This window comes from Leifsonia xyli subsp. cynodontis, assembly GCF_050632205.1.
GTDB classification, from domain to species: domain Bacteria; phylum Actinomycetota; class Actinomycetes; order Actinomycetales; family Microbacteriaceae; genus Leifsonia; species Leifsonia xyli_D.
Window position 1 is genome coordinate 1,721,361 of record NZ_CP192578.1, and the last position, 19,266, is coordinate 1,740,626.

Genomic DNA, 19,266 nt, shown 5'->3' on the forward strand with positions numbered 1-19,266 from the left:
GTTTGTTCGTGTCCTGTACGGTCTGCTTATGGCCAGCGGAGATCACTACTTTTCCCCGGCGCCCGAGAGCGAGATGAACCTGCGGCCGTTCACCGTGCGACTCGCCGGTCGGACCTACGAGTTGCTGACGGCCAGCGGGATCTTCAGCCCCGAGCGCGTCGATATGGGGACGCAGGTGCTGCTGGACCATGTGCCCACGCCTCCGCCCGGAGGTCAGTTCCTCGACCTCGGCTGCGGCTGGGGCCCGCTGGCTCTCACACTTGCTCTCGAATCCCCTCATGCGACGGTCTGGGCCGTCGACGTCAACACCCGAGCGCTGGATCTGGTCCGCCGGAATGCGGAGAAGCTCGGTCTCACCAATGTAAACCCGGTGACGCCGGATAATGTTCCCGATGACCTGCGATTTACGACGATCTGGTCGAATCCGCCCATCCGCGTCGGCAAGAACGAGCTGCACAACATCCTGGAGCGCTGGCTCCCCGGCTGGAGCCCGGATCGGACGCGTGGCTCGTCGTGCAGCGCAACCTCGGCAGCGACTCGCTGCACCGCTGGATCCAATCGACGCTCCCCGAGCTGACCACCACGCGTGCGGCGACCGCCAAGGGCTACCGCGTGCTGCGCACCCGCGCGCACGACTGATCCGGGCGTCCGCCGCCGACCGCCGACGCTGCCGCCGACGCCGAGAGTTCCTGAGTTGTTCGGGTCGGAACGCCCGTCTCGCCCGAAGAAGTCAGGAATTCTTGGCGGGGACGGCCTCAGGCGAGGTCGAGGGTCCCAGTGAAGACGAGCTCGGCGGGGCCGGAGAGGCCGACGTGCTCGCCGTCCTCGGTCGGGAACATGCGGACGCCAACCGTGCCGCCGGGCACATCCACCCGCCACTGGTTCGGAGCGGCCTCCCCCGCCCAGTAGCGCACCGCCAGGGCGGCGGCCGCGGCGCCCGTCCCGCAGGAGAGCGTCTCGCCGCTGCCGCGCTCGTGCACGCGCATCCGGATGCGGCCGACGCCGTCCTTCACGAGCGGCTCGTGCGGCACCACGAACTCGACGTTCGCGCCGTTCTCGGGGGCGGGCTCGAGGTGCGGGATGTACGACAGGTCGGCGGCGTCCAGCTCGGCGTCGTCGGCGACGGCGACCACCACGTGCGGGTTGCCCATGTCGATGCCGAGGCCCGGTCGCGCCACGGGGAGCTCCTTCGCGCGCACCAGCGGTTCACCGCCGGCGAGGTCCCACCGGCCCAGGTCGACCTGGAAGCCGGTGGTGCTGCGCTGCACGTCGCGCACCCCGGACCGCGTCCCGATCGCCAGCGTGCCGCCCTCGGGCAGCTCGGCGAGTCCGGTCTCGAGCAGGTAGCGGACGTACACCCGGATGCCGTTGCCGCACATCTCGGCCTCGGAGCCGTCGGCGTTGTAGTAGTCCATGAACCAGGTGGCGGCGTCGTCCTCCGCCAGCGCCGCCTCCCCGCGGGCAGATGCTCCGACCGCACGGCGCGGATCACGCCGTCGGCGCCGACGCCGAAGTGCCGGTCGCAGATGCTCGCGATCTGTGCGGCGCTGAGCGGCAGGCGCCCCTCCGGGTCCGAGTACAGCACGAAGTCGTTGCCCGTGCCCTGACCCTTGGTGAAGTGGATGGTCGCCATGCGTCCCAGCCTACCGATCCGTCGCTGGGCGGTCGGCGGGGGCGCGGTCGACGGCGTCACGGTCGCGGTCTGTCGCGTCGCGGTCCGTCGCGTCGAGGTCTGTCGCGTCGCGGTCTGCCGCGTCGAGCAGCGCCAGGGTCGCATCCACGAGCCGCGGGTCGTCGTAGTCGAGCCAGTGGATGCCGGGGTAGCGCTTGAACCAGCTGACCTGCCTGCGCGCGTAGCGGCGGGTGAGCTGCTGCGTCTGCGCGATCGCCTCCGCGCGGGTCAGCTCGCCGCGGAGCTCGGCGAGGGCCTGGGCGTAGCCGATGGCGCGGCGGGCGGTCACTCCGCGATCGATGCCCTGCGGGATGAGGCCCGTCACTTCGTCGAGCAGGCCGTCCGACCACATCCGCTCGACGCGGGCGTTGAGGCGGGCGACGAGTTCGTCGCGCGGGGCGGCGAGTCCGACGACGACGGTCGGCTCGTGCCAGGCGCGGGGCTCCTCGGGAAGCGCTCCGGTGACGGAGGTGCCCGTGAGCTGGGCGACCTCGAGCGCGCGGACGATGCGGCGACCGTTGGTGGACCCGATCCGCCGGGCCGCCTCCGGATCGAGCTCCGCGAGGCGCTGGAACAGCATCCCGGGGCCGTGCTCCGTCAGCTCGGACTCGAGCCGGGCCCGCAACTCCGGGTCGGTGCCCGGGAACTGCAGGTCGAACAGCACGCTGGAGACGTAGAGGCCGGAGCCGCCGACGAGGATCGGGACCGCGCCCCGCTCCAGGATGCCCCCGATGGTCTCCCGGGCGTCCGGTTGGTAGCGGGCGACGGTCGCCTCATCGGTCACCTCCAGCGTGTCGAAGAGGTGGTGCGGGATGCCGCGCCAGTCGGCCGGATCGAGCTTCGCGGTGCCGATGTCCATGCCGCGGTAGAGCTGCATGGAGTCGGCGTTCACGATCTCGGCGCTGCGGCCTCGGCTACGGAGGGTCTCGGCGACGGCGAGCGAGAGGTCGGTCTTGCCGGTGCCGGTCGGTCCGACGATCGCCAGCAGAGGGAGGCGCGGGGTCGCCTGCGGCGGATCGGAGCTCGTCCGGGGCGTGGACGCGCCGGAGTCCCCGGGCGCGCCGGGTGCGGTGCTCAGCGCTGTCCGTCCGTGGGGTCGTAGATCGGCATGGTGCCGACTCCGGGCGACGTCAACGGCTCGCGCGTCCGAAGCGTCGGCAGGCCGAGCGAGACGCGGCCCGCGGTCTCACCGCCGGTGGAGCCGTGGGCGGGGACGGCGCAGGACTCGGCCTCCGCACGGTCCCAGGCGTCGCCCGCACGCGTGCGGCGGATGCGGAGGGGTGCGCCGTCGGCCGCGTCGGCGATCAGGTAGTGCGGCGCAGCCTGCGTGATGCGGACGGTGACGACATCGCCCGGTCGCGGTGTCTCGGAACCGGCCGGAAGCTCGAAGTGCACCAGCCTGCTGTCCCGCGCGCGTCCGCTGAGGCGCCGGGTGTCTGCGTCTTTGCGGCCTTCGCCGTTGGCGACGAGCAGCTCGACCTCGCGCCCCACGAGCTTCTCGTTCTCCTCGAGCGAGATGCGCTCCTGCAGTGCCGTCAGCCGGTCGTAGCGCTCCTGCACGACCTCCTTCGGGATCTGGTCTGCCATCGTCGCGGCCGGGGTGCCCGGACGGATCGAGTACTGGAACGTGAAGGCGGAGGCGAACCGGGCGGCCTCGACGACACGGAGCGTCTCCTGGAAGTCCTCCTCGGTCTCGCCGGGGAAGCCCACGATGATGTCCGTGCTGATCGCGGCGTCGGGCAGCTTGGCGCGGACGCGGTCGAGGATGCCGAGGAACTTCTCCGACCGGTAGGAGCGACGCATCGCGCGAAGGACGCGGTCGGAACCGGACTGCAGCGGCATGTGCAGCTGCGGCATGACGTTGGGCGTCTCCGCCATGGCGTCGATCACGTCGTCCGTGAAGGCGGCGGGATGGGGACTGGTGAAGCGGACGCGCTCGAGCCCGTCGATGCCGCCCGCGGCACGGAGCAGCTTGCTGAACGCCTGGCGGTCGCCAAACTCGACACCGTACGAGTTGACGTTCTGGCCCAGGAGGGTGACCTCGATGGCGCCGTCATCCACCAGCGCCTGGATCTCGGCGAGGATGTCGCCCGGACGGCGGTCCTTCTCCTTGCCGCGCAGAGACGGCACGATGCAGAAGGTGCAGGTGTTGTTGCAGCCGACCGAGATGGAGACCCACCCGGAGTAGGAGGAGTCGCGCTTGGTCGGCAGCGTGGACGGGAACGTCTCGAGCGACTCGAGGATCTCGATCTCGGCCGCATCGTTGTGCCGCGCCCGCTCCAGCAGGCTGGGAAGGGCGCCCATGTTGTGGGTGCCGAACACCACATCCACCCAGGGAGCCTTCTCGAGGATGACGTTCTTGTCCTTCTGAGCGAGGCAACCGCCGACCGCGATCTGCATACCCTCGTGGCGCCGCTTGACGCCGGCGAGGTGGCCGAGGTTGCCGTAGAGCTTGTTGTCGGCGTTCTCGCGCACCGCGCAGGTGTTGATCACGACGATGTCCGCCTCTTCGCCGTCCGCAGGGACGTACCCGGCCGCCTCCAGCGAACCGCTGAGCCGTTCGGAGTCGTGCACGTTCATCTGGCAGCCGAACGTGCGCACCTCGTAGGTGCGCGCCCGGCCGTCGGGACGGACCGCCGCCTCGGACGGCTCGATGACGCTGCGCTGTTCCAGGATGCTCATGATGGCGACAAGTCTACGTTTCCCGTCGGCACGCCGACGACTCGTGAGTGGATGCGCGAAACCCGGCCGAGTTGCCGCATCTGCTCACCACTCGGGGACGGGTACGCCTACTGGAAGCGGACGCCCGAACCGCCGCGCGACCGGCGCCCGGCGAAGGCGGCGTCCATCGCCTGGCGGATCACGTCGGACGCGTATCCCTTGCGCGCGAGGAATCCGTGCAGCCGACGGCGGGCCGTGTCGTCGTCGTATCCGGACAGCTGACCGATGCGCTTCACCGCGAGTTCCGTCGCACGCTCGAGCTCGTCGTCCTCGCCGATGTCGGCCAGAGCGATTTCGATGAGTTCGGGGTCGATGTGGCGACGTTTGAGTTCCTGCTCGATCGCGGTACGACCGAGGCCCTTGCGGCTGTGCTGCGTGAACGCGAGGCTGGTCGCGAGCGACGCGTCGTCGATCACGCCCATGGCCTCGAGCCGATCCAGTTCGGGCCCGAAGACCTCCGGCTCGATCTCGCGCTTGGTGAGCACCTGCTCAAGCTCCCACCGCGACATCCCGCGCCGGGCGAGTTGCCTGATGGCGACGCCGGTCGTCTTGCGCGTCTGCCGCGCGGTCTCGTCGTCGACGTCACCCGCATCCTCGGCCATCGTCGGCGCCGACCGGCTCACCGACCGCTTAGAGGACGGCTCCGAACCCCACGTGTTGTTCCAGCCGCCGTCGCCAAGCGCCACGACCGGACGCGCTGCCTGTCGTCGGGACGGATGCTCGTCACGCTGCGGAGCCGCCCGCCGGAGCGGCGTCACGGGAGCGAGACGCTCCCCCTCAGCCGCTCCCTGCGGCGCCGCTCCGTGCGACACGTCTGCGCTGCTCGTGCCGTCACCGTCGGGCGACGACGGGAATCTCACCACCACGCGCTGCTCCTCCGGGAGGCGACGGGCACTGTCACGCGCCCTTGCGAGCCTGCAGCTTGTCTTCGATCGATCCGACGTTGGACGACTTCTCGGCCACCGCGTTCGGATCGGGGAGGATGCCGAGCTTGATCTTGATCTTCTGCTCGATCTCGGCCGCGACATCGGGGTTCGCGATCAGGAAGTTGCGCGAGTTCTCCTTGCCCTGACCGAGCTGGTCGCCCTCGTACGTGTACCAGGCACCCGACTTCTTGACGATCGCATGCTCCACACCGAAGTCGAGCAGGCTGCCCTCACGTGAGATGCCGACGCCGTACAGGATGTCGAACTCGGCCTGCTTGAATGGCGGCGCCATCTTGTTCTTGACGATCTTGACACGGGTGCGGTTTCCGACCGCTTCGGTGCCGTCTTTCAGGGTCTCGATGCGACGGATGTCGAGTCGCACCGAGGCGTAGAACTTGAGCGCCTTACCGCCGGCGGTCGTCTCGGGGCTGCCGAAGAACACGCCGATCTTCTCTCGCAGCTGGTTGATGAAGATCATCGTGGTGTTGGTCTGGCTGAGGCCACCGGTGAGCTTGCGGAGGGCCTGCGACATGAGCCGGGCCTGAAGGCCGACGTGCGAGTCGCCCATCTCTCCCTCGATCTCGGCGCGCGGCACGAGCGCCGCGACGGAGTCGACCACGATGAGGTCGATCGATCCGCTTCGCACGAGCATGTCGGCGATCTCGAGCGCCTGCTCACCCGTGTCGGGCTGCGACACGAGGAGGGAGTCGATGTCGACGCCGAGTTTGCGGGCGTACTCGGGGTCGAGCGCGTGCTCCGCATCGATGAACGCGGCGATGCCGCCCGCGCGCTGAGCATTCGCGATCGCGTGGAGCGTCAGCGTCGTCTTACCCGAGGACTCCGGGCCGTAGATCTCGATGATGCGGCCACGCGGCAGGCCGCCGATCCCGAGCGCCACATCGAGCGCGATGGAGCCGGTCGGGACGACCTCGACGGGGGCGCGTTCGTCGCTCCCCAGACGCATGACGGAGCCCTTGCCGAACTGGCGGTCGATCTGCGCGAGGGCTGTCTCCAGGGCCTTCTCGCGGTCTGCGGGTGATGGCATTTTGCGGTTCTCCTTCGTGGGCTTCGCTACGGTTCGACTCTAGGAGTGACGTCCGACACTCGAAGCGGGGACGCGCAATCTGTGGACAACCGGTTTTCGACTGCCGTTGTGGAGAAGTCTATCCAGTTCCGAACATATCTTCGAGAGACATCATCCGGCGTGTCGCGGCCCGGATCAGCGCTTCGGCGCCGGCTTCCCGGCGCCGTACCAGCGCGACGAGGGCACGCCCGTCTCCTTGCAGAGAGCGATCCACACTTCGCGCGGCGGCAGGCCTGCCGCGATGGCCTCATTGGCGGTCCGCCCCCCGAGCTCCGCGAGCACGAGGTCGGTCAGCAGCGTCTGACCGTAGGAACTGCCGAACTCGTCCGAGACGGCGCGCTGGAACTCGCTGAGCTTCATGGGTCCTTCGACTTCAGAGAACAGGTGGATGGGAAAAGAAGGACGCCCCGCGAAGCGCGGGGCGTCCTCGACAGTCTTCGGAATCAGCGGGCGACCAGGTCCGAGTCCAGTGCGGAGACGAACTCGTCCGGAATGGTGTCCGGAATCACCGGCTCCAGCCCCTCGAGCACCGCGATGCGATCGCCGACCTCGCGCATGATCACCGAGACCGGGGTCTCGAGTGCGTCTGCAACCGAGGCGAGGATCTCACTCGACGCCTCCTTCTGTCCGCGCTCGACCTCGCTGAGGTAGCCGAGCGCCACGCTCGCCTTGCTCGCGACCTGACGGAGCGTACGTCCCTTTTGCAGGCGGAAGTCCCTGAGCACGTCGCCGATTTCCTGACGTACAAGAATCATTCGGAGCCTCCTTCTCTTACCCTGCCGACGTATCGATGGGATACGAATGTACCGCATCCGACTGCTCCACGATATCGAGGGCCACTGGGCTTTTCTTGTGAATGCAGCAGGTGTAACGAGACCGAAACACCGCGTATTCCCGCGGTAATGCGGGATGCTCACACGGTTGTTATTCCGAGCTCGGCGGCGAGCGCCCGGACGGCCTCCTCGACCGTCTGCCGCCGGATCCGCTCGCGATCTCCGGAGAGCTGCAGCTCGATCGCCCGCGTGCCCACGGACGACGAGACGCCGACGAAGACGGTTCCCACCGGCCGGCCGCCCTGCGGGTCGGGGCCGGCCACCCCGGTGGTGGCGACGCCGATGTCTGCCGGGCGGCCGCCGACCGCCAGCCTGTGCCGCACACGTTCCGCCAGCTGGCGCGCCACCTCCGGGTGGACCGGCCCCTCGGCGGCGAGCAGGCCGGCATCCACGCCGACGAGCGTGTGCTTGAGCTCCGTCGCGTAGACGACCGCTCCCCCGAGCACCACCGCGGAGGCGCCGGGGACGGAGGTGAGCTCTGCCGTCAGCAGTCCGCCGGTCAGCGACTCGGCGGCGGCGATGGTCAGACCGCGATCGATGAGTTCCCGGACAACCGTCGCGACGAGGGAGGGCTCAGGCGAGGGCACGCTTCGCCTTGTGGCCCTTCCAGGCCTGCGAGAGGTAATCGAAGCCGGTCCAGACGGTGAGGATGACGGCGGCCGTCATGAGGATGCCGTTCACCCAGTAGATCCAGTCGCCGAACACGGTCCACAGAGGGACCAGCGCGAACGAGATCGCCACCGACTGCACGATCGTCTTGATCTTGCCGCCGCGCGACGCCGCGATCACGCCCTGGCGGATGACGACGAAGCGGTAGATCGTGATGCCGATCTCGCGGACGAGGATCACGACGGTGACCCACCACGGCAGCTCGCCCAGGATGGAGAGGGCGATGAGCGCTCCCCCGGTCAGCACCTTGTCGGCGATAGGGTCGAGCAGCTTGCCCAAGTCGGTGACCAGCCCTTTGCGGCGGGCGAGGGCGCCATCCACCCCGTCCGTCGCGATGGCCAGGATGAACAGCGCGGCGGCTGCCCAGCGCAACCAGCCGTCGTCGCCGCCATCGGCCAGCAGCATCCACACGAAGAGCGGGGCGAGCAGGATGCGCACCACGGTGATCGCGTTGGGCAGGTTCCAGTTGCTCACGGGCTTCGCGCCGCCGTCCGCAGCGGGCGGAGGCGTGTGGGGCACCGACATCGCGGTCATCTACTCTCTGCCGGTCAGCTGCCAGGCGTCCTCGTCCGAGTCGCCCTCGTCGACCTCAGGATAACCCGCTGTCATCTCGGCGACGGGGTCGGCGCCGTAGCGGTCGCCGTCGTCGTCGAGCGCGGAAGCCGAAGCGGGAGCCGACCCGGAGCCCGTGACCGCAGCAGGGACGGCGGCAGGAGCGGCCGCAGCCGCGGGCGGCGCCGTGGGCGCCTCCTCTCCGCGCAGCCGCGCCAGCACCTGCGGCAGCTGTTCGGCGGTCACGAGGACATCGCGCGCCTTCGACCCCTCCGAGGGCCCGACGATCTCGCGCGACTCCAGCAGGTCCATGAGCCGCCCCGCCTTGGCGAACCCCACACGGAGCTTGCGCTGCAGCATGGAGGTCGAGCCGAACTGCGAGGACACGACCAGCTCGGCGGCCGCGAGCAGCAGCTCGAGGTCGTCGCCGATGTCGGAGTCGATCTGCTTCTTCTCGGCACCGGCGGTGACGTCCTGCCGGTACTCCGGGCGCGCCTGGCGGGTGACGTGCTCGACGACCTTCTGGATCTCCTCCTCGTTGACCCAGGCTCCCTGCACGCGCAGCGCCTTCGACGCTCCCATCGGGAGGAACAGTCCGTCGCCCTGGCCGATCAGCTTGTCGGCACCGGGCTGGTCGAGGATGACGCGGGAGTCGGTGACGCTGGTCACGGCGAAGGCGAGCCGCGAGGGCACGTTCGCCTTGATCAGGCCGGTGACCACATCGACGGAAGGCCGCTGCGTCGCGAGCACGAGGTGGATGCCGGACGCGCGGGCGAGCTGCGTGATGCGCACGATCGAGTCCTCGACGTCGCGCGGGGCGACCATCATCAGGTCGGCGAGCTCGTCCACCACGACCAGGAGGTACGGGTACGGCTTCAGCTTCCGCTCGCTCCCCGCGGGCAGCACGATCTCGTCGTTGATCACCGCGCGGTTGAAGTCGTCGATGTGGCGGAAGCCGAAGCTGGCCAGGTCGTCGTACCGCATGTCCATCTCCTTCACGACCCACTGCAAGGCCTCCGCGGCCTTCTTGGGGTTCGTGATGATGGGGGTGATCAGGTGCGGGACGCCGCCGTAGATGGTGAGCTCGACGCGCTTGGGGTCGATGAGCACCATCCGCACTTCGGACGGCTTGGCGCGCATGAGCAGCGACGTGATCATCGAGTTGACGAAGCTCGACTTACCGGACCCGGTGGAGCCGGCGACGAGCAGGTGCGGCATCTTTGCGAGGTTCGCGACGACGAAGCCTCCGCCGACGTCCTTGCCGACGCCGATCGTCATCGGGTGCGTGCTCTTGGCGGCCGCCGGCGAGCGGAGGATGTCGCCCAGCGACACGATCTCGCGGTCGGTGTTGGGGATCTCGACCCCGATCGCGCTCTTGCCCGGAATGGGCGAGAGGATGCGGACCTCGTTGCTCGCGACCGCGTACGAGAGGTTCTTGCTGAGCGCGGTGACGCGCTCGACCTTGACGCCCGGGCCGAGCTCGATCTCGTACTGCGTGACCGTCGGGCCGCGCGAGTATCCCGTGACCTTCGCATCCACCCCGAACTGCGTCAGCACCTCGGTGATGGCGGCGACGATCTCGTCGTTGGCGCCCGACCGGGTCTTGGCGGGCGTGCCTGCCGAGAGCATCGAGGCGGAGGGGAGGTTGTACGGAGCGGCCGGTTCGGGAAGCGCCGGGGCGCCGGCCTCCTCCTCGTCGTACTCGCCCGCACCGGCCTGGAATCCGGGGAGCACCGCTCCCGCACCGGGCACTCCCCCGGTCATCGGCGGCAGTGGCGCGGCGGCCGTCGGCGGGAGCTCGCCGGTGAACCGCTGCAGCGCGTCCTCCGCGTGCGCCAGCTCGCTGAGCACCTCGGTGTTGTAGTGGTCGCTCGCCGGATCGGGCTCGAGCGCGGTGGCGAACTCGCCCTTGCCCCGCTTCGGCTCGCCGAACACCTCGCTGAGGCCGGCCTCCGGCGCGGCGTCGTAGTCGGGGTCCTCCTCGCGCTGCGACTTGTTGCGCCGCCACCAGGGGAGGTTCGCCTCGGGCTCATCGTCGTCGTCGATGCCGTCGAGTTCGACCTGCTTCGACTTGGCGTCCTTGGCCGCGGCCTTCGCCTCCTCGCGCTCGTCCTCGGTCGGCAGCTGCGCGCCGAACAGGTAGGCGTACAGCTCACGGATGCGCTGGGGCAGCTTGTTCGGCGGAGTCTTGGTGATGATGAACAGGCTGAGCACGAGCAGCGCGATGATGACCGCGCCCGCGCCCCACACCGTGATCACGAGGGACAGCGGCGCGGCGATGAGCCAGCCCAGGATGCCGCCCGCCTGCGCGAGGGCAGCCGTCCCGTCACTGGGGATGGGATGGGGGCTGAACAGGTGGCAAAGCCCGGCGATCATCAGCAGCAGGAGCCCGAGTCCGATGCCGATCCGGGTGTTGTCGTGGACGGACGAAGGATGGCGGAACAGCCATGCGGCGAACACCACCATCACGATGGGGAGCGCGAACGCGACTCGACCTAGCAGCAGTCCGAACGTCCACGAGTCGAGGGTGCGCGCGACCTGGTCGTTGATCAGGAACCACTCCACCACCGCGCCGGCAATGGCGAGCAGCACCAGGAAGAACGGGAAGCCGTCGCGGCGCTCGTCCTTGCTGAACTTCTCGGGCCCGAGCGCGCGGAACGCGGCTCCGGTGAGGTGCGCCAGGCCCATCCAGGCGCGGACGAGCGGGCTGGTACCGGCATCGGCGGCGGGGTACGCGACCGTCTTCTGCTGCGCGGTCTTCGACGCCGGCTTGCGCGCGGTCGACCCGCCGCGGCCGGAGTTCCGGGCGCGGGAACTCGACTTGGTGCTCGTGGCCATGGGGACAACGCTACGTCGCACCCCCGTCATCCCAGGGATACCGCGCCTACGATTTGCAAAATCCCCGGACGTCTTAGGGCGGTGAGCTGAACGCCGGAGACTGAAGACGGCCCCCTGCCTGGAAGGCAGAGGGCCGTCGGGCGTTCAGCTCACCGTTGGGTAGCCCATCTCACATGCGACATTGCTTGCGGCCGCCGAAGAAGGCGCCGAACAGGGGATACAGACCGTGATACAGAAGGCATGCCATGATTGCTCCTTTCCTTTGGGACGGGAGTAGACCTCCCGTTATTTAGGCAGACGAATCGGGGACGCATTGATGACGCCCGAAACCTGAGCAGTCAGCGAACGGTGCGCACCATCGTGTCGGAGCCCCCTGCGACGACACGGGCACGTATCCCTCGCTCAGGTAGAGCCGCTGGGCGAAGTTGCCGCGGGCGACGCTCAAGCTCAGCCGGGCGTGACCGCGCGCGGCGGCCGCCCGCGCCAGTTCGCGGAGCAGGGCGCGGCCGGCGCCCTGCGCGCGCCAGTACGGATAGACGCCCAGCGTGAGCTCCGGGACGCCCACGGCCACGAAGCCGTAGCCCGGGGCGTTCGCGGGGAACAGCCGCGCCCAGCAGGCGCCGACCGCGACGCCGTTCCCATCTTCGGCGACGCAGCCGAAGTCGCCCGGCCGCTGCCAGCCGGCGACATAGCGCGAGACCGCGCGATCCTCCAGTACGGCGACGCGGGACCGGGCCGTCGCCGGGTCCCAGTTGGCCGCCTCGACCAGCATGTCGGCGAGCACGCGCGCGTCCTCGCCGGTGGCCGGCCGCAGGCGGAACGCGTTCATGGGGGAACGCTACCCGCCGCCGTGTTTCGCGGAGGTTACGATCCGCCCCGGTGCTACGCCTCGATGACGAGCGGCACGATCATCGGACGGCGGCGGTAGCTGGTGTTCACCCAGCGCCCGACCGTCCGGCGAACGACCTGCGACAGCGCGTGGGAGTCGCGGACGCCGTTGTGGGCGGCCTCCGCGAGCGCCGCCGCGATCTTCGGCTTGACGGCGTCGAACACGGCATCGTCTTCCGCGAACCCGCGGGCGTGCACCTCGGGGCCGGTGACGATGCGCCCGGACGTGGCCTCGACGACCACGATGATCGAGATGAAGCCCTCCTCGCCCAGGATGCGGCGGTCCTTGAGGTCGGCGTCGGTGATCTCGCCGACGCTGGAACCGTCCACGTAGACGAAGCCCAGGTCGAGCTGTCCGACGATGCGGGCGACGCCGTCGCGCAGGTCGACGACCGAGCCGTCCTCCGCGAGGATCGTGTTCTGCTCGGGCACTCCGGTGTCCATGGCGAGCCGCGCGTTCGCGACCAGGTGCCGGTACTCGCCGTGCACCGGCATGACGTTCTTCGGCTTCAGGATGTTGTAGCAGTAGAGCAGTTCGCCGGCGGCCGCGTGGCCGGAGACGTGCACCTTCGCGTTGCCCTTGTGCACGACGTTCGCCCCGAGCTTGGTCAGGCCGTCGATCACCCGGTACACCGCGTTCTCGTTGCCCGGGATGAGGCTGGACGCGAGGATGACGGTGTCGCCGTGCCCCACCTCGATCTGGTGGTCGAGGTTCGCCATGCGGGCGAGGACGGCCATCGGCTCGCCCTGCGACCCGGTCGACATGTAGACGATCTCGTCGTCGGGCAGGTCGGAGGCCTTCTTGTAGTCGATGAGCACGCCCTCGGGGACCCTCAGGTAGCCGAGTTCCGCCGCGATCGTCATGTTGCGGACCATGGAGCGGCCGAGCAGTGCGACCCGGCGACCATTCGCGGCGGCCGCATCCAGCACCTGCTGCACGCGGTGCACGTGGCTGGAGAAGCTGGCGACGATCACCCGACGGGGCGCGCGGGCGATCACGGTGTCGAGCACGGGACCGATCGAGCGCTCCAGCGGCGTGAAGCCGGGGACATCGGCGTTGGTCGAGTCGGCGAGGAAGAGGTCGACGCCCTTCTCGCCCAGGCGCGCGAAGGCGCGCAGGTCGGTCAGCCGGTCGTCGAGCGGCAGCTGGTCCATCTTGAAGTCGCCGGTGTGGAGCACCACGCCGGCGGGCGTCGTGATGGCGACGGCGAGCGCATCCGGGATGGAGTGGTTGACCGCGACGAACTCGAGCGAGAACGGGCCGAGCTGCTCCACCTGCCCCTCCGTGACCGTCAGCGTGTACGGCTGGATGCGGTGCTCCTTGAGCTTCGCCTCCACCAGCGCCAGGGTCAGGCCGGAGCCGATCAGGGGGATGTCCCGACGCAGCTTCAGCAGGTACGGCACGGCGCCGATGTGGTCCTCGTGGCCGTGCGTGAGCACCACGCCCACCACGTCGTCGAGCCGGTCACGGACGGGCGCGAAGTCGGGGAGGATGAGGTCGACGCCGGGCTGGTCCTGCTCGGGGAAGAGCACGCCGCAGTCGACGATGAGGAGCTTGCCTTCGTATTCGAAGACGGTCATGTTGCGGCCGATCTCTCCCAGGCCGCCGGTGGGGATGATTCTCAGAGTGCCCGGCTGAAGCGCGGGCGGATCGGAGACGAGGTTGGGCATCTGCCCTCCTATTTCGTAGTGCGTGGAGCGGGGCTTCGCGCCTCCGCGGTTGTCAGCGTGTGGTCCCGGCGATCTTCGGGAGCGCACCGCCCGCGGCCGCGTTGCGGTCGGGGCGGAAGTTGGAGAAGTCGACGCCGGGGATGTCCTTCACCAGGTCGAGCTCGTCCTCGATCTGAGCGGCCTCCCACTCCTCCGGTCCGACGAGCGGCAGGCGCACGCGCGGGCTGGAGATACGGCCGAGGCCGTGGAGGATGTACTTCGCCGCGACCGTGCCGGGCACGTGGGTCATCACGGCGCGCACCAGCGGTTCCAGCTTCATGTGGGCGGCGGTGGCCGTGGCGAGGTCGCCCGCGTTCACCGCATCCACGATCTGCCGGTAGGGCGTGGGGGCGATGTTCGCCGTGACGCCGATCAGACCGCTGGCGCCGATCGAGAGGTGCGGCAGCACGTTCGCGTCGTCGCCCGAGAAGTACATGAGGTCGGTCTGGTTCAGCACGCGGCTGACCTCGCTGAAGTCGCCCTTCGCATCTTTGATCGCGAGCACGTTGGGGTGCTTGGCGATGCGAAGGATGGTCTCGTACTTGATCGGGACGCCCGTGCGGCCCGGGATGTCGTACAGGATGACCGGCAGGTCGGTCGAGTCGGCGATCATCCGGAAATGCGTGAGGATGCCCGCCTGCGTCGGCTTGTTGTAGTACGGCGTGACGACCATCACGCCGTCGGCGCCCGCCTTCTCGCTCTGCTGGTAGAGCTGGATGGCGTGCGCGGTCTCGTTGGAGCCGCCGCCCGTGATGATCTTGGCGCGGCCTGCGGCGACCGACTTGCCCACCTCGACCAGGCGCAACTTCTCGGCGTCGGTCAGCGTGGAGGTCTCGCCGGTGGTGCCGGTGACCACGATGCCGTCCGCCCCCGCCTGGATGACGTCGTCGATATGCTTCTCGGTCGCGGCCCAGTCCACTTCACCGTCTGCGGTGAACGGGGTGACCAGGGCGACGAGCACCTGGCCGAACGGGTTCGCGGGAGTTGGCATGGCTCCAGGCTATCGGGTCGCCGTCACGCGGGGTCACATTCGCTGCGCTGTGGAGAAGTCCGGCGTAACGTCCCGACCTGTGAACGGATTCGCCGCTGTGGGTATCCTGCTCGGGCTCGTCGCCGTCGCCACGGCGGCCGGGCTCATCTGGCGCGCCACGACCGGTCGCTCGCGCGCGGTGCGCCGGGCGGAGGTGGTCGCCCCCGCCGAGGTCGGCGCCCCGGCCTTCGGCGACCGTGCGACGCTGCTGCAGTTCTCCACCGAGTACTGCGCGCCGTGCCGGTCGACCGCGCGGGTGCTCGGCGCCATCGCCGACGACGCCGCCGGCGTGAGCCACGTGGAGGTCGACCTCGCCGTGCGCCCGGAGCTCGCGGACCGGTTCCACGTGCTCCAGACGCCCACCACCCTGGTGCTCGACCGGACGGGTGCCGTCCGCGCCCGGATCGGCGGCGCCGCCCGCGCGGACGACGTCCGCACCACCCTCCACCGCATCCTCGGGAGCGACCATGTCACAGCCTGAACCGTCCGTTTCCGCAGCGCCGGGCACATCCCCGGCGCCCGCCCGCGGTGTCGACCCGCGGTCGCCGCGCTTCGGTGCGGGGATCACCGCGGTGCTGCTGCTCGTCGTCCTCTTCCTCTCGCTCGTGGGCGCCACGGCGGCCGCCGCGGCGCTGCTGCTCGTCATCGCGCTGCTGTTCGCGTGGGGCGCATTCGCGGGCGTCCAGCGGCATCCGTACGGCGCGCTGTTCCGCGCGGCGATCCGGCCCCGGCTCGCGCCGCCTGCGGATCTGGAGGACCCCGCTCCCCCGACCTTCGCCCAGGGCGTCGGCCTCCTGGTGACGGGCGTCGGCCTCCTCCTCTTCGTGCTCGGCGTTCCGGCCGCGCTGCCGATCGCCGCGGCGCTCGCCTTCGTGGCCGCGTTCCTCAACTCTGTGTTCGGCTACTGCCTCGGCTGCCAGCTGTACCTGCTGCTGGTGCGCGCCCGCGTCATCCGCCGCCGCGCAGCCGCCTGAGGGCGGCGCGGAGCCTCAACCGGGAATCCGCCGAGGACCGGGCGACGGTGTCGGAGGGCGTCAGTAGTGTGGGTCGGGCCGGCCGCCAGGGCGCCGGCAGCTCTCGAGGAGGTCACACATGGCAGTCACCAGCGAATCCACCACCGTCTGGAACGGCGATCTGAAGAGCGGTTCGGGTACCGTCACGCTCGACTCGTCGCACGCCGCCGAGCTGTCGGTGAACTGGAAGGCGCGGTCGGAGGGCGGCGCCGAGGTGACCACGCCGGAAGAACTGCTGGGCGCCGCCCACGCCGCGTGCTTCTCCATGGCGTTCTCGAACGTCCTGGCCCAGTTCGGCAACGCGCCCGAGAGCATCAGCACGACCGCGGCCGTCACCTTCGACCCCGCCCAGGGCATCACCGGCAGCCACCTGCGCGTCACCGCGACGGTGCCGGGGCTGGCCGACGACGACTTCCAGCGCCTCGCCGACGAGGCCAAGCGCACCTGCCCGGTCTCGCGCGCGCTGGTCGGCATCCCGATCACGCTCGAGGCGTCTCTGGCAGAGGAGCCGGCGGTCAGGCCGTGAAAGTCCTCCTCGCCGGTGCCTCCGGGCTGATCGGCACGGAGTTGCGCGCCCAACTCGGCGCGGCGGGTCATGACACGCGCAGGCTCGTGCGGCGGGAGCCGGCGGCGCCGGATGAACACCAGTGGAACCCGGAGGAGCGATCGGTCCCGCCCGAGCTGTTCGAGTGGGCCGACGCCGTCGTCAACCTCTCCGGGTTCTCCCTGCAGCACCTGCCGTGGACGCGTGCGACCAAGCGCCGCATCCTCTCCTCCCGGCTGCAGGCGACCGGCACCCTGGCCGACGGGATGCGCCGGGCCACGGAGCCGCCCGCCGTGTTCGTGAGCGGGTCGGCGGTCGGCTACTACGGGGACCGTCCGGGGCAGGAGCTCACCGAGGCGGCGAGCAAGGGAACCGGCTTCCTCTCCGACGTGGTCGACGCGTGGGAGGCGGCGGCACGGCTGGCGCCCGCGCAGACGCGGGTCGTGCTCGCACGTACCGGCGTCGTCATCGGCCGCGGCGGCGCACTCACGCCCTTGCTCCCGCTGGCGAAGGCGGGCCTCGCCGGGCCACTCGGCAGCGGCCGCCAGCACTGGCCGTGGGTGAGCCTGTACGACGAGGCCGCGGCGCTCGTCCATCTGCTGACCGCCGAGCTCGACGGCCCGGTCAACATCGCGGGACCGACGCCGGCGACCGAGAACGAGCTGGTCAAGGCGCTCGCGCGCGCCGTGCGCCGCCCGTCCTTCCTGCCCGTTCCGCGCTTCGCGATCGAGCTGGCACTGCAGGATGCGGGCCGCGAACTGCTGCTCGCCGACCAGCACGTTGTGCCGCGGAAGCTGCTCGACGACGGATTCGTCTTCCGCGACCCCACGGTAGAGGACGCGATGGACCGGCTCGTGGAGGTCCGCGCGGCCTGACGGCGAGGAGCGGCGAGCACCCCGCGCCCGCAGGCGATCGTCCCGCGGCTAGCGACCCGCGCCGGCCTTCGCCTCGGAACGCTCGAGCCGGATCGCCTGCCTCAGCGCCTCGCGCGCCCGGCGCCGGTCGCCCGACGCGTCGTACGCGAGCCCGAGCCGGAACCACGCGCGCCAGCTCTCGGGCGCAGCCTCCACCTCGGCGCGGTACTGCGGGAACTGCTCGTCCGCTGCGGCGCGCAGCGGTCGGCCGCTGGCGCGGGTCGGCAGCTCCTCGACCGGGAGCCCGCCCTCGGCGTCGAGCTGCCGCACGAGCCGCTCGGTCCGCGCGCCGAACAGCAGCTCGCGGCCGATCGCCCACGCCGCGATCACCGGCAGCACGAACAGCGCGATGCCCATCGCGACACCGACCGGCTCCCCGGTCGCGATCAGCAGCACCGCGCGCTGCGTGACCAGCACCAGGTAGACCAGCAGCAGCAGCGCCATCAGGATGGCGGCCAGGCGGTTCCTCATCGCCCTCGCCTACCGCGTCAGCTCGGTGCCGTCGTCGCCCGCATCGCGGACCGTCCGCCGCGGCGGCTCCCCGCTCGGCTCGGCGATCCCGAGGTCGATCAGCTTGTCGAGCCCCACGGTGACCCCGGTGGCCGCGGCCGCGGCCCTCAGCGCGAGCAGGATACCGGCCTCGTACGCCTCCGAGCCGACCGTGTCGTGGCGGATGGTGAGCTGCTCCCCCGCGCCGCCGAAGATCACCTGCTGCTGTGCGACGACGCCGCGCATCCGGAGGCTGTGGATCGGGACGCTCGCCACCTGCTGGCCGCGAGCGCGCTGGTCGGAATGCGGCGCCTCCACGGGCCCTTTCGCCGCGCGGGCGGCTCCGATCAGCTCGGCCGTGCGCACCGCGGTCCCCGACGGCGAGTCGATCTTGCCCGCGCCGTGCGTCTCGATGATCTCGATCGAGTCGAAGAACCGCGCGGCCACGGTCGCGAACGCCGTCCCGAGTGCCGAGCCCAGCGAGAAGTTCGGGATGACGACGGCGCCCGTGCCCTCGTGCTGCGCCACGCGACGCTCCAGGTCGAGGATGCGGTCCGCCGACCATCCCGACGTCCCGACCAGGACGTTCAGCCCGTTGTCGACCGCGAACGCGACGATACCCGGGCTCACCTGAGGCAGGGTCATGTCGACGAGCACGTCGGCGCCGAGCATGTCCTCGAGCGGCGAGCGCGAGTCGAGGGTCGCCACGAGCTCCAGATCGTCGGCCTGCTCGATCAGGCGCACCGCCACGCTTCCCAGTTTTCCGGTCGCTCCGGCGACGGCCACGCGAATGCTCACCGGACCAGCCTACCTGCGGCCTGCTGCGGATCGGCCGGGGCTACGCTGGGTCGATGGTGTCTTTCGCAGACGTCGCCGTCACCGACGCGACCGCCCACCGGATGCTCTCCGACTACTTCGCGGAGCGCGCCGATACCTTCCCCTCCGTCCAGGGCGCGTATCGCACCGCATTCCCCGATCCCGGGCAGTTCGTGGCGCCGAACGGCGTCTTCCTGCTCGCCTACGACGAGGGCGTCGAGGTTGGCTGCGGCGGGATCCGCGAGCTGCGGGTGCCGCTCACGGAGACGGAGGACGGGTCGCAGGTCGTGCGCTACGAGATCAAGCACCTCTGGGTGCCGCCGGCGCGCCGCGGCAACGGCTACGGCCGCGCGATCCTCGCCGAGCTGGAGCTGCGGGCCCGCGGCTTCGGAGCGACGGAGGTCGTGCTCGACACCAACGCGAGCCTGGAGGCGGCGGGCGGCCTGTACCGCTCGCACGGGTACGAGAGCATCCAGCCGTATAACGACAACCCCAACGCGACGGACTGGTTCCGCAAGCCGCTCGAACCGCTCCGCTGAGCGGAGGCGCCGCGCCTGCGGCGAGCGC

Annotated in this window: 19 protein-coding genes and 2 pseudogenes; 6 read left to right on the forward strand and 15 right to left on the reverse strand. The window is 70.3% G+C overall.

From position 1 onward, the window contains the following. Positions 1-73: 73 nt before the first annotated feature. Positions 74-639, forward strand: a pseudogene (locus ACQ86M_RS08510) (class I SAM-dependent methyltransferase). Positions 640-755: 116 nt separating this feature from the next. On the opposite strand, the pseudogene dapF reads toward ACQ86M_RS08510, so the two are convergent. The 13 genes and pseudogenes from dapF to dapA all read right to left on the reverse strand — a co-directional run bounded on the left by dapF (position 756) and on the right by dapA (position 14,884). Beyond that, positions 756-1,633: pseudogene (gene dapF / locus ACQ86M_RS08515) on the reverse strand (diaminopimelate epimerase). 10 nt (positions 1,634-1,643) lie between these two features. After that, the gene (gene miaA / locus ACQ86M_RS08520; RefSeq protein WP_431247868.1) at positions 1,644-2,660 is read right to left on the reverse strand and encodes a tRNA (adenosine(37)-N6)-dimethylallyltransferase MiaA; all 1,017 of its coding nucleotides are present in this window, start codon (positions 2,658-2,660) and stop codon (positions 1,644-1,646) included. Positions 2,661-2,746: 86 nt separating this feature from the next. Continuing rightward, the gene (miaB, locus tag ACQ86M_RS08525) at positions 2,747-4,354 is read right to left on the reverse strand and encodes a tRNA (N6-isopentenyl adenosine(37)-C2)-methylthiotransferase MiaB (RefSeq protein WP_431218299.1); all 1,608 of its coding nucleotides are present in this window, start codon (positions 4,352-4,354) and stop codon (positions 2,747-2,749) included. Between the two features lie 107 nt (positions 4,355-4,461). Beyond that, on the reverse strand, positions 4,462-5,259 hold the full coding sequence (locus ACQ86M_RS08530) for a regulatory protein RecX (protein WP_431247724.1): 798 nt from the start codon (positions 5,257-5,259) through the stop codon (positions 4,462-4,464). 31 nt (positions 5,260-5,290) lie between these two features. After that, the gene (gene recA / locus ACQ86M_RS08535) at positions 5,291-6,364 is read right to left on the reverse strand and encodes a recombinase RecA (protein WP_431247725.1); all 1,074 of its coding nucleotides are present in this window, start codon (positions 6,362-6,364) and stop codon (positions 5,291-5,293) included. Positions 6,365-6,538: 174 nt separating this feature from the next. Next, positions 6,539-6,763 carry a DUF3046 domain-containing protein gene (locus ACQ86M_RS08540; protein WP_363804838.1) on the reverse strand — a complete coding sequence of 75 codons (225 nt, stop codon included), beginning with the start codon at positions 6,761-6,763 and terminating at the stop codon, positions 6,539-6,541. An 83-nt stretch (positions 6,764-6,846) separates the two neighbouring features. Next, entirely contained in the window at positions 6,847-7,158 is a 312-nt protein-coding gene (locus ACQ86M_RS08545) for a helix-turn-helix domain-containing protein (protein WP_431218302.1), read from the reverse strand. 158 nt (positions 7,159-7,316) lie between these two features. Then, positions 7,317-7,823, reverse strand: coding sequence for a CinA family protein (locus ACQ86M_RS08550; protein WP_431247726.1), 507 nt, complete (start codon positions 7,821-7,823; stop codon positions 7,317-7,319). Next, complete coding sequence (pgsA, locus tag ACQ86M_RS08555) at positions 7,810-8,430, reverse strand: CDP-diacylglycerol--glycerol-3-phosphate 3-phosphatidyltransferase (protein WP_431247727.1); 621 nt, start codon at positions 8,428-8,430, stop codon at positions 7,810-7,812. Before pgsA ends, ACQ86M_RS08550 begins: the two co-directional genes overlap by 14 nt. Positions 8,431-8,439: 9 nt before the next feature. Next, positions 8,440-11,295: a DNA translocase FtsK gene (locus tag ACQ86M_RS08560; protein WP_431247728.1), complete on the reverse strand. Its 2,856-nt coding sequence runs from the start codon at positions 11,293-11,295 to the stop codon at positions 8,440-8,442. 289 nt (positions 11,296-11,584) lie between these two features. Continuing rightward, on the reverse strand, positions 11,585-12,124 hold the full coding sequence (locus tag ACQ86M_RS08565; RefSeq protein ID WP_431247729.1) for a GNAT family N-acetyltransferase: 540 nt from the start codon (positions 12,122-12,124) through the stop codon (positions 11,585-11,587). A 53-nt stretch (positions 12,125-12,177) separates the two neighbouring features. Then, entirely contained in the window at positions 12,178-13,854 is a 1,677-nt protein-coding gene (locus ACQ86M_RS08570; RefSeq protein ID WP_431247730.1) for a ribonuclease J, read from the reverse strand. 52 nt (positions 13,855-13,906) lie between these two features. Next, positions 13,907-14,884, reverse strand: coding sequence for a 4-hydroxy-tetrahydrodipicolinate synthase (gene dapA / locus ACQ86M_RS08575; RefSeq protein WP_431218306.1), 978 nt, complete (start codon positions 14,882-14,884; stop codon positions 13,907-13,909). Between the two features lie 97 nt (positions 14,885-14,981). On the opposite strand from dapA, the gene ACQ86M_RS08580 reads away from it, so the two are divergent. The 4 genes from ACQ86M_RS08580 to ACQ86M_RS08595 all read left to right on the forward strand — a co-directional run bounded on the left by ACQ86M_RS08580 (position 14,982) and on the right by ACQ86M_RS08595 (position 17,355). Beyond that, on the forward strand, positions 14,982-15,404 hold the full coding sequence (locus tag ACQ86M_RS08580) for a TlpA family protein disulfide reductase (protein WP_431247731.1): 423 nt from the start codon (positions 14,982-14,984) through the stop codon (positions 15,402-15,404). Then, positions 15,391-15,897, forward strand: a complete 507-nt coding sequence (locus ACQ86M_RS08585) for a DUF4395 domain-containing protein (RefSeq protein ID WP_431247732.1) — start codon at positions 15,391-15,393, stop codon at positions 15,895-15,897. Before ACQ86M_RS08580 ends, ACQ86M_RS08585 begins: the two co-directional genes overlap by 14 nt. Before the next feature lie 118 nt (positions 15,898-16,015). Next, positions 16,016-16,462 carry an OsmC family peroxiredoxin gene (locus tag ACQ86M_RS08590; RefSeq protein WP_431247733.1) on the forward strand — a complete coding sequence of 149 codons (447 nt, stop codon included), beginning with the start codon at positions 16,016-16,018 and terminating at the stop codon, positions 16,460-16,462. Further along, positions 16,459-17,355 carry a TIGR01777 family oxidoreductase gene (locus ACQ86M_RS08595; protein ID WP_431247734.1) on the forward strand — a complete coding sequence of 299 codons (897 nt, stop codon included), beginning with the start codon at positions 16,459-16,461 and terminating at the stop codon, positions 17,353-17,355. Before ACQ86M_RS08590 ends, ACQ86M_RS08595 begins: the two co-directional genes overlap by 4 nt. Positions 17,356-17,403: 48 nt before the next feature. On the opposite strand, the gene ACQ86M_RS08600 is transcribed toward ACQ86M_RS08595, so the two are convergent. Next, the gene (locus tag ACQ86M_RS08600) at positions 17,404-17,865 is read right to left on the reverse strand and encodes a tetratricopeptide repeat protein (protein WP_431218311.1); all 462 of its coding nucleotides are present in this window, start codon (positions 17,863-17,865) and stop codon (positions 17,404-17,406) included. 9 nt (positions 17,866-17,874) lie between these two features. Next, complete coding sequence (gene dapB / locus ACQ86M_RS08605) at positions 17,875-18,681, reverse strand: 4-hydroxy-tetrahydrodipicolinate reductase (protein ID WP_431247735.1); 807 nt, start codon at positions 18,679-18,681, stop codon at positions 17,875-17,877. Between the two features lie 53 nt (positions 18,682-18,734). Between dapB and ACQ86M_RS08610 the strand changes: the two genes are divergently transcribed. Then, entirely contained in the window at positions 18,735-19,238 is a 504-nt protein-coding gene (locus ACQ86M_RS08610) for a GNAT family N-acetyltransferase (RefSeq protein ID WP_431218313.1), read from the forward strand. Positions 19,239-19,266: the final 28 nt, after the last annotated feature.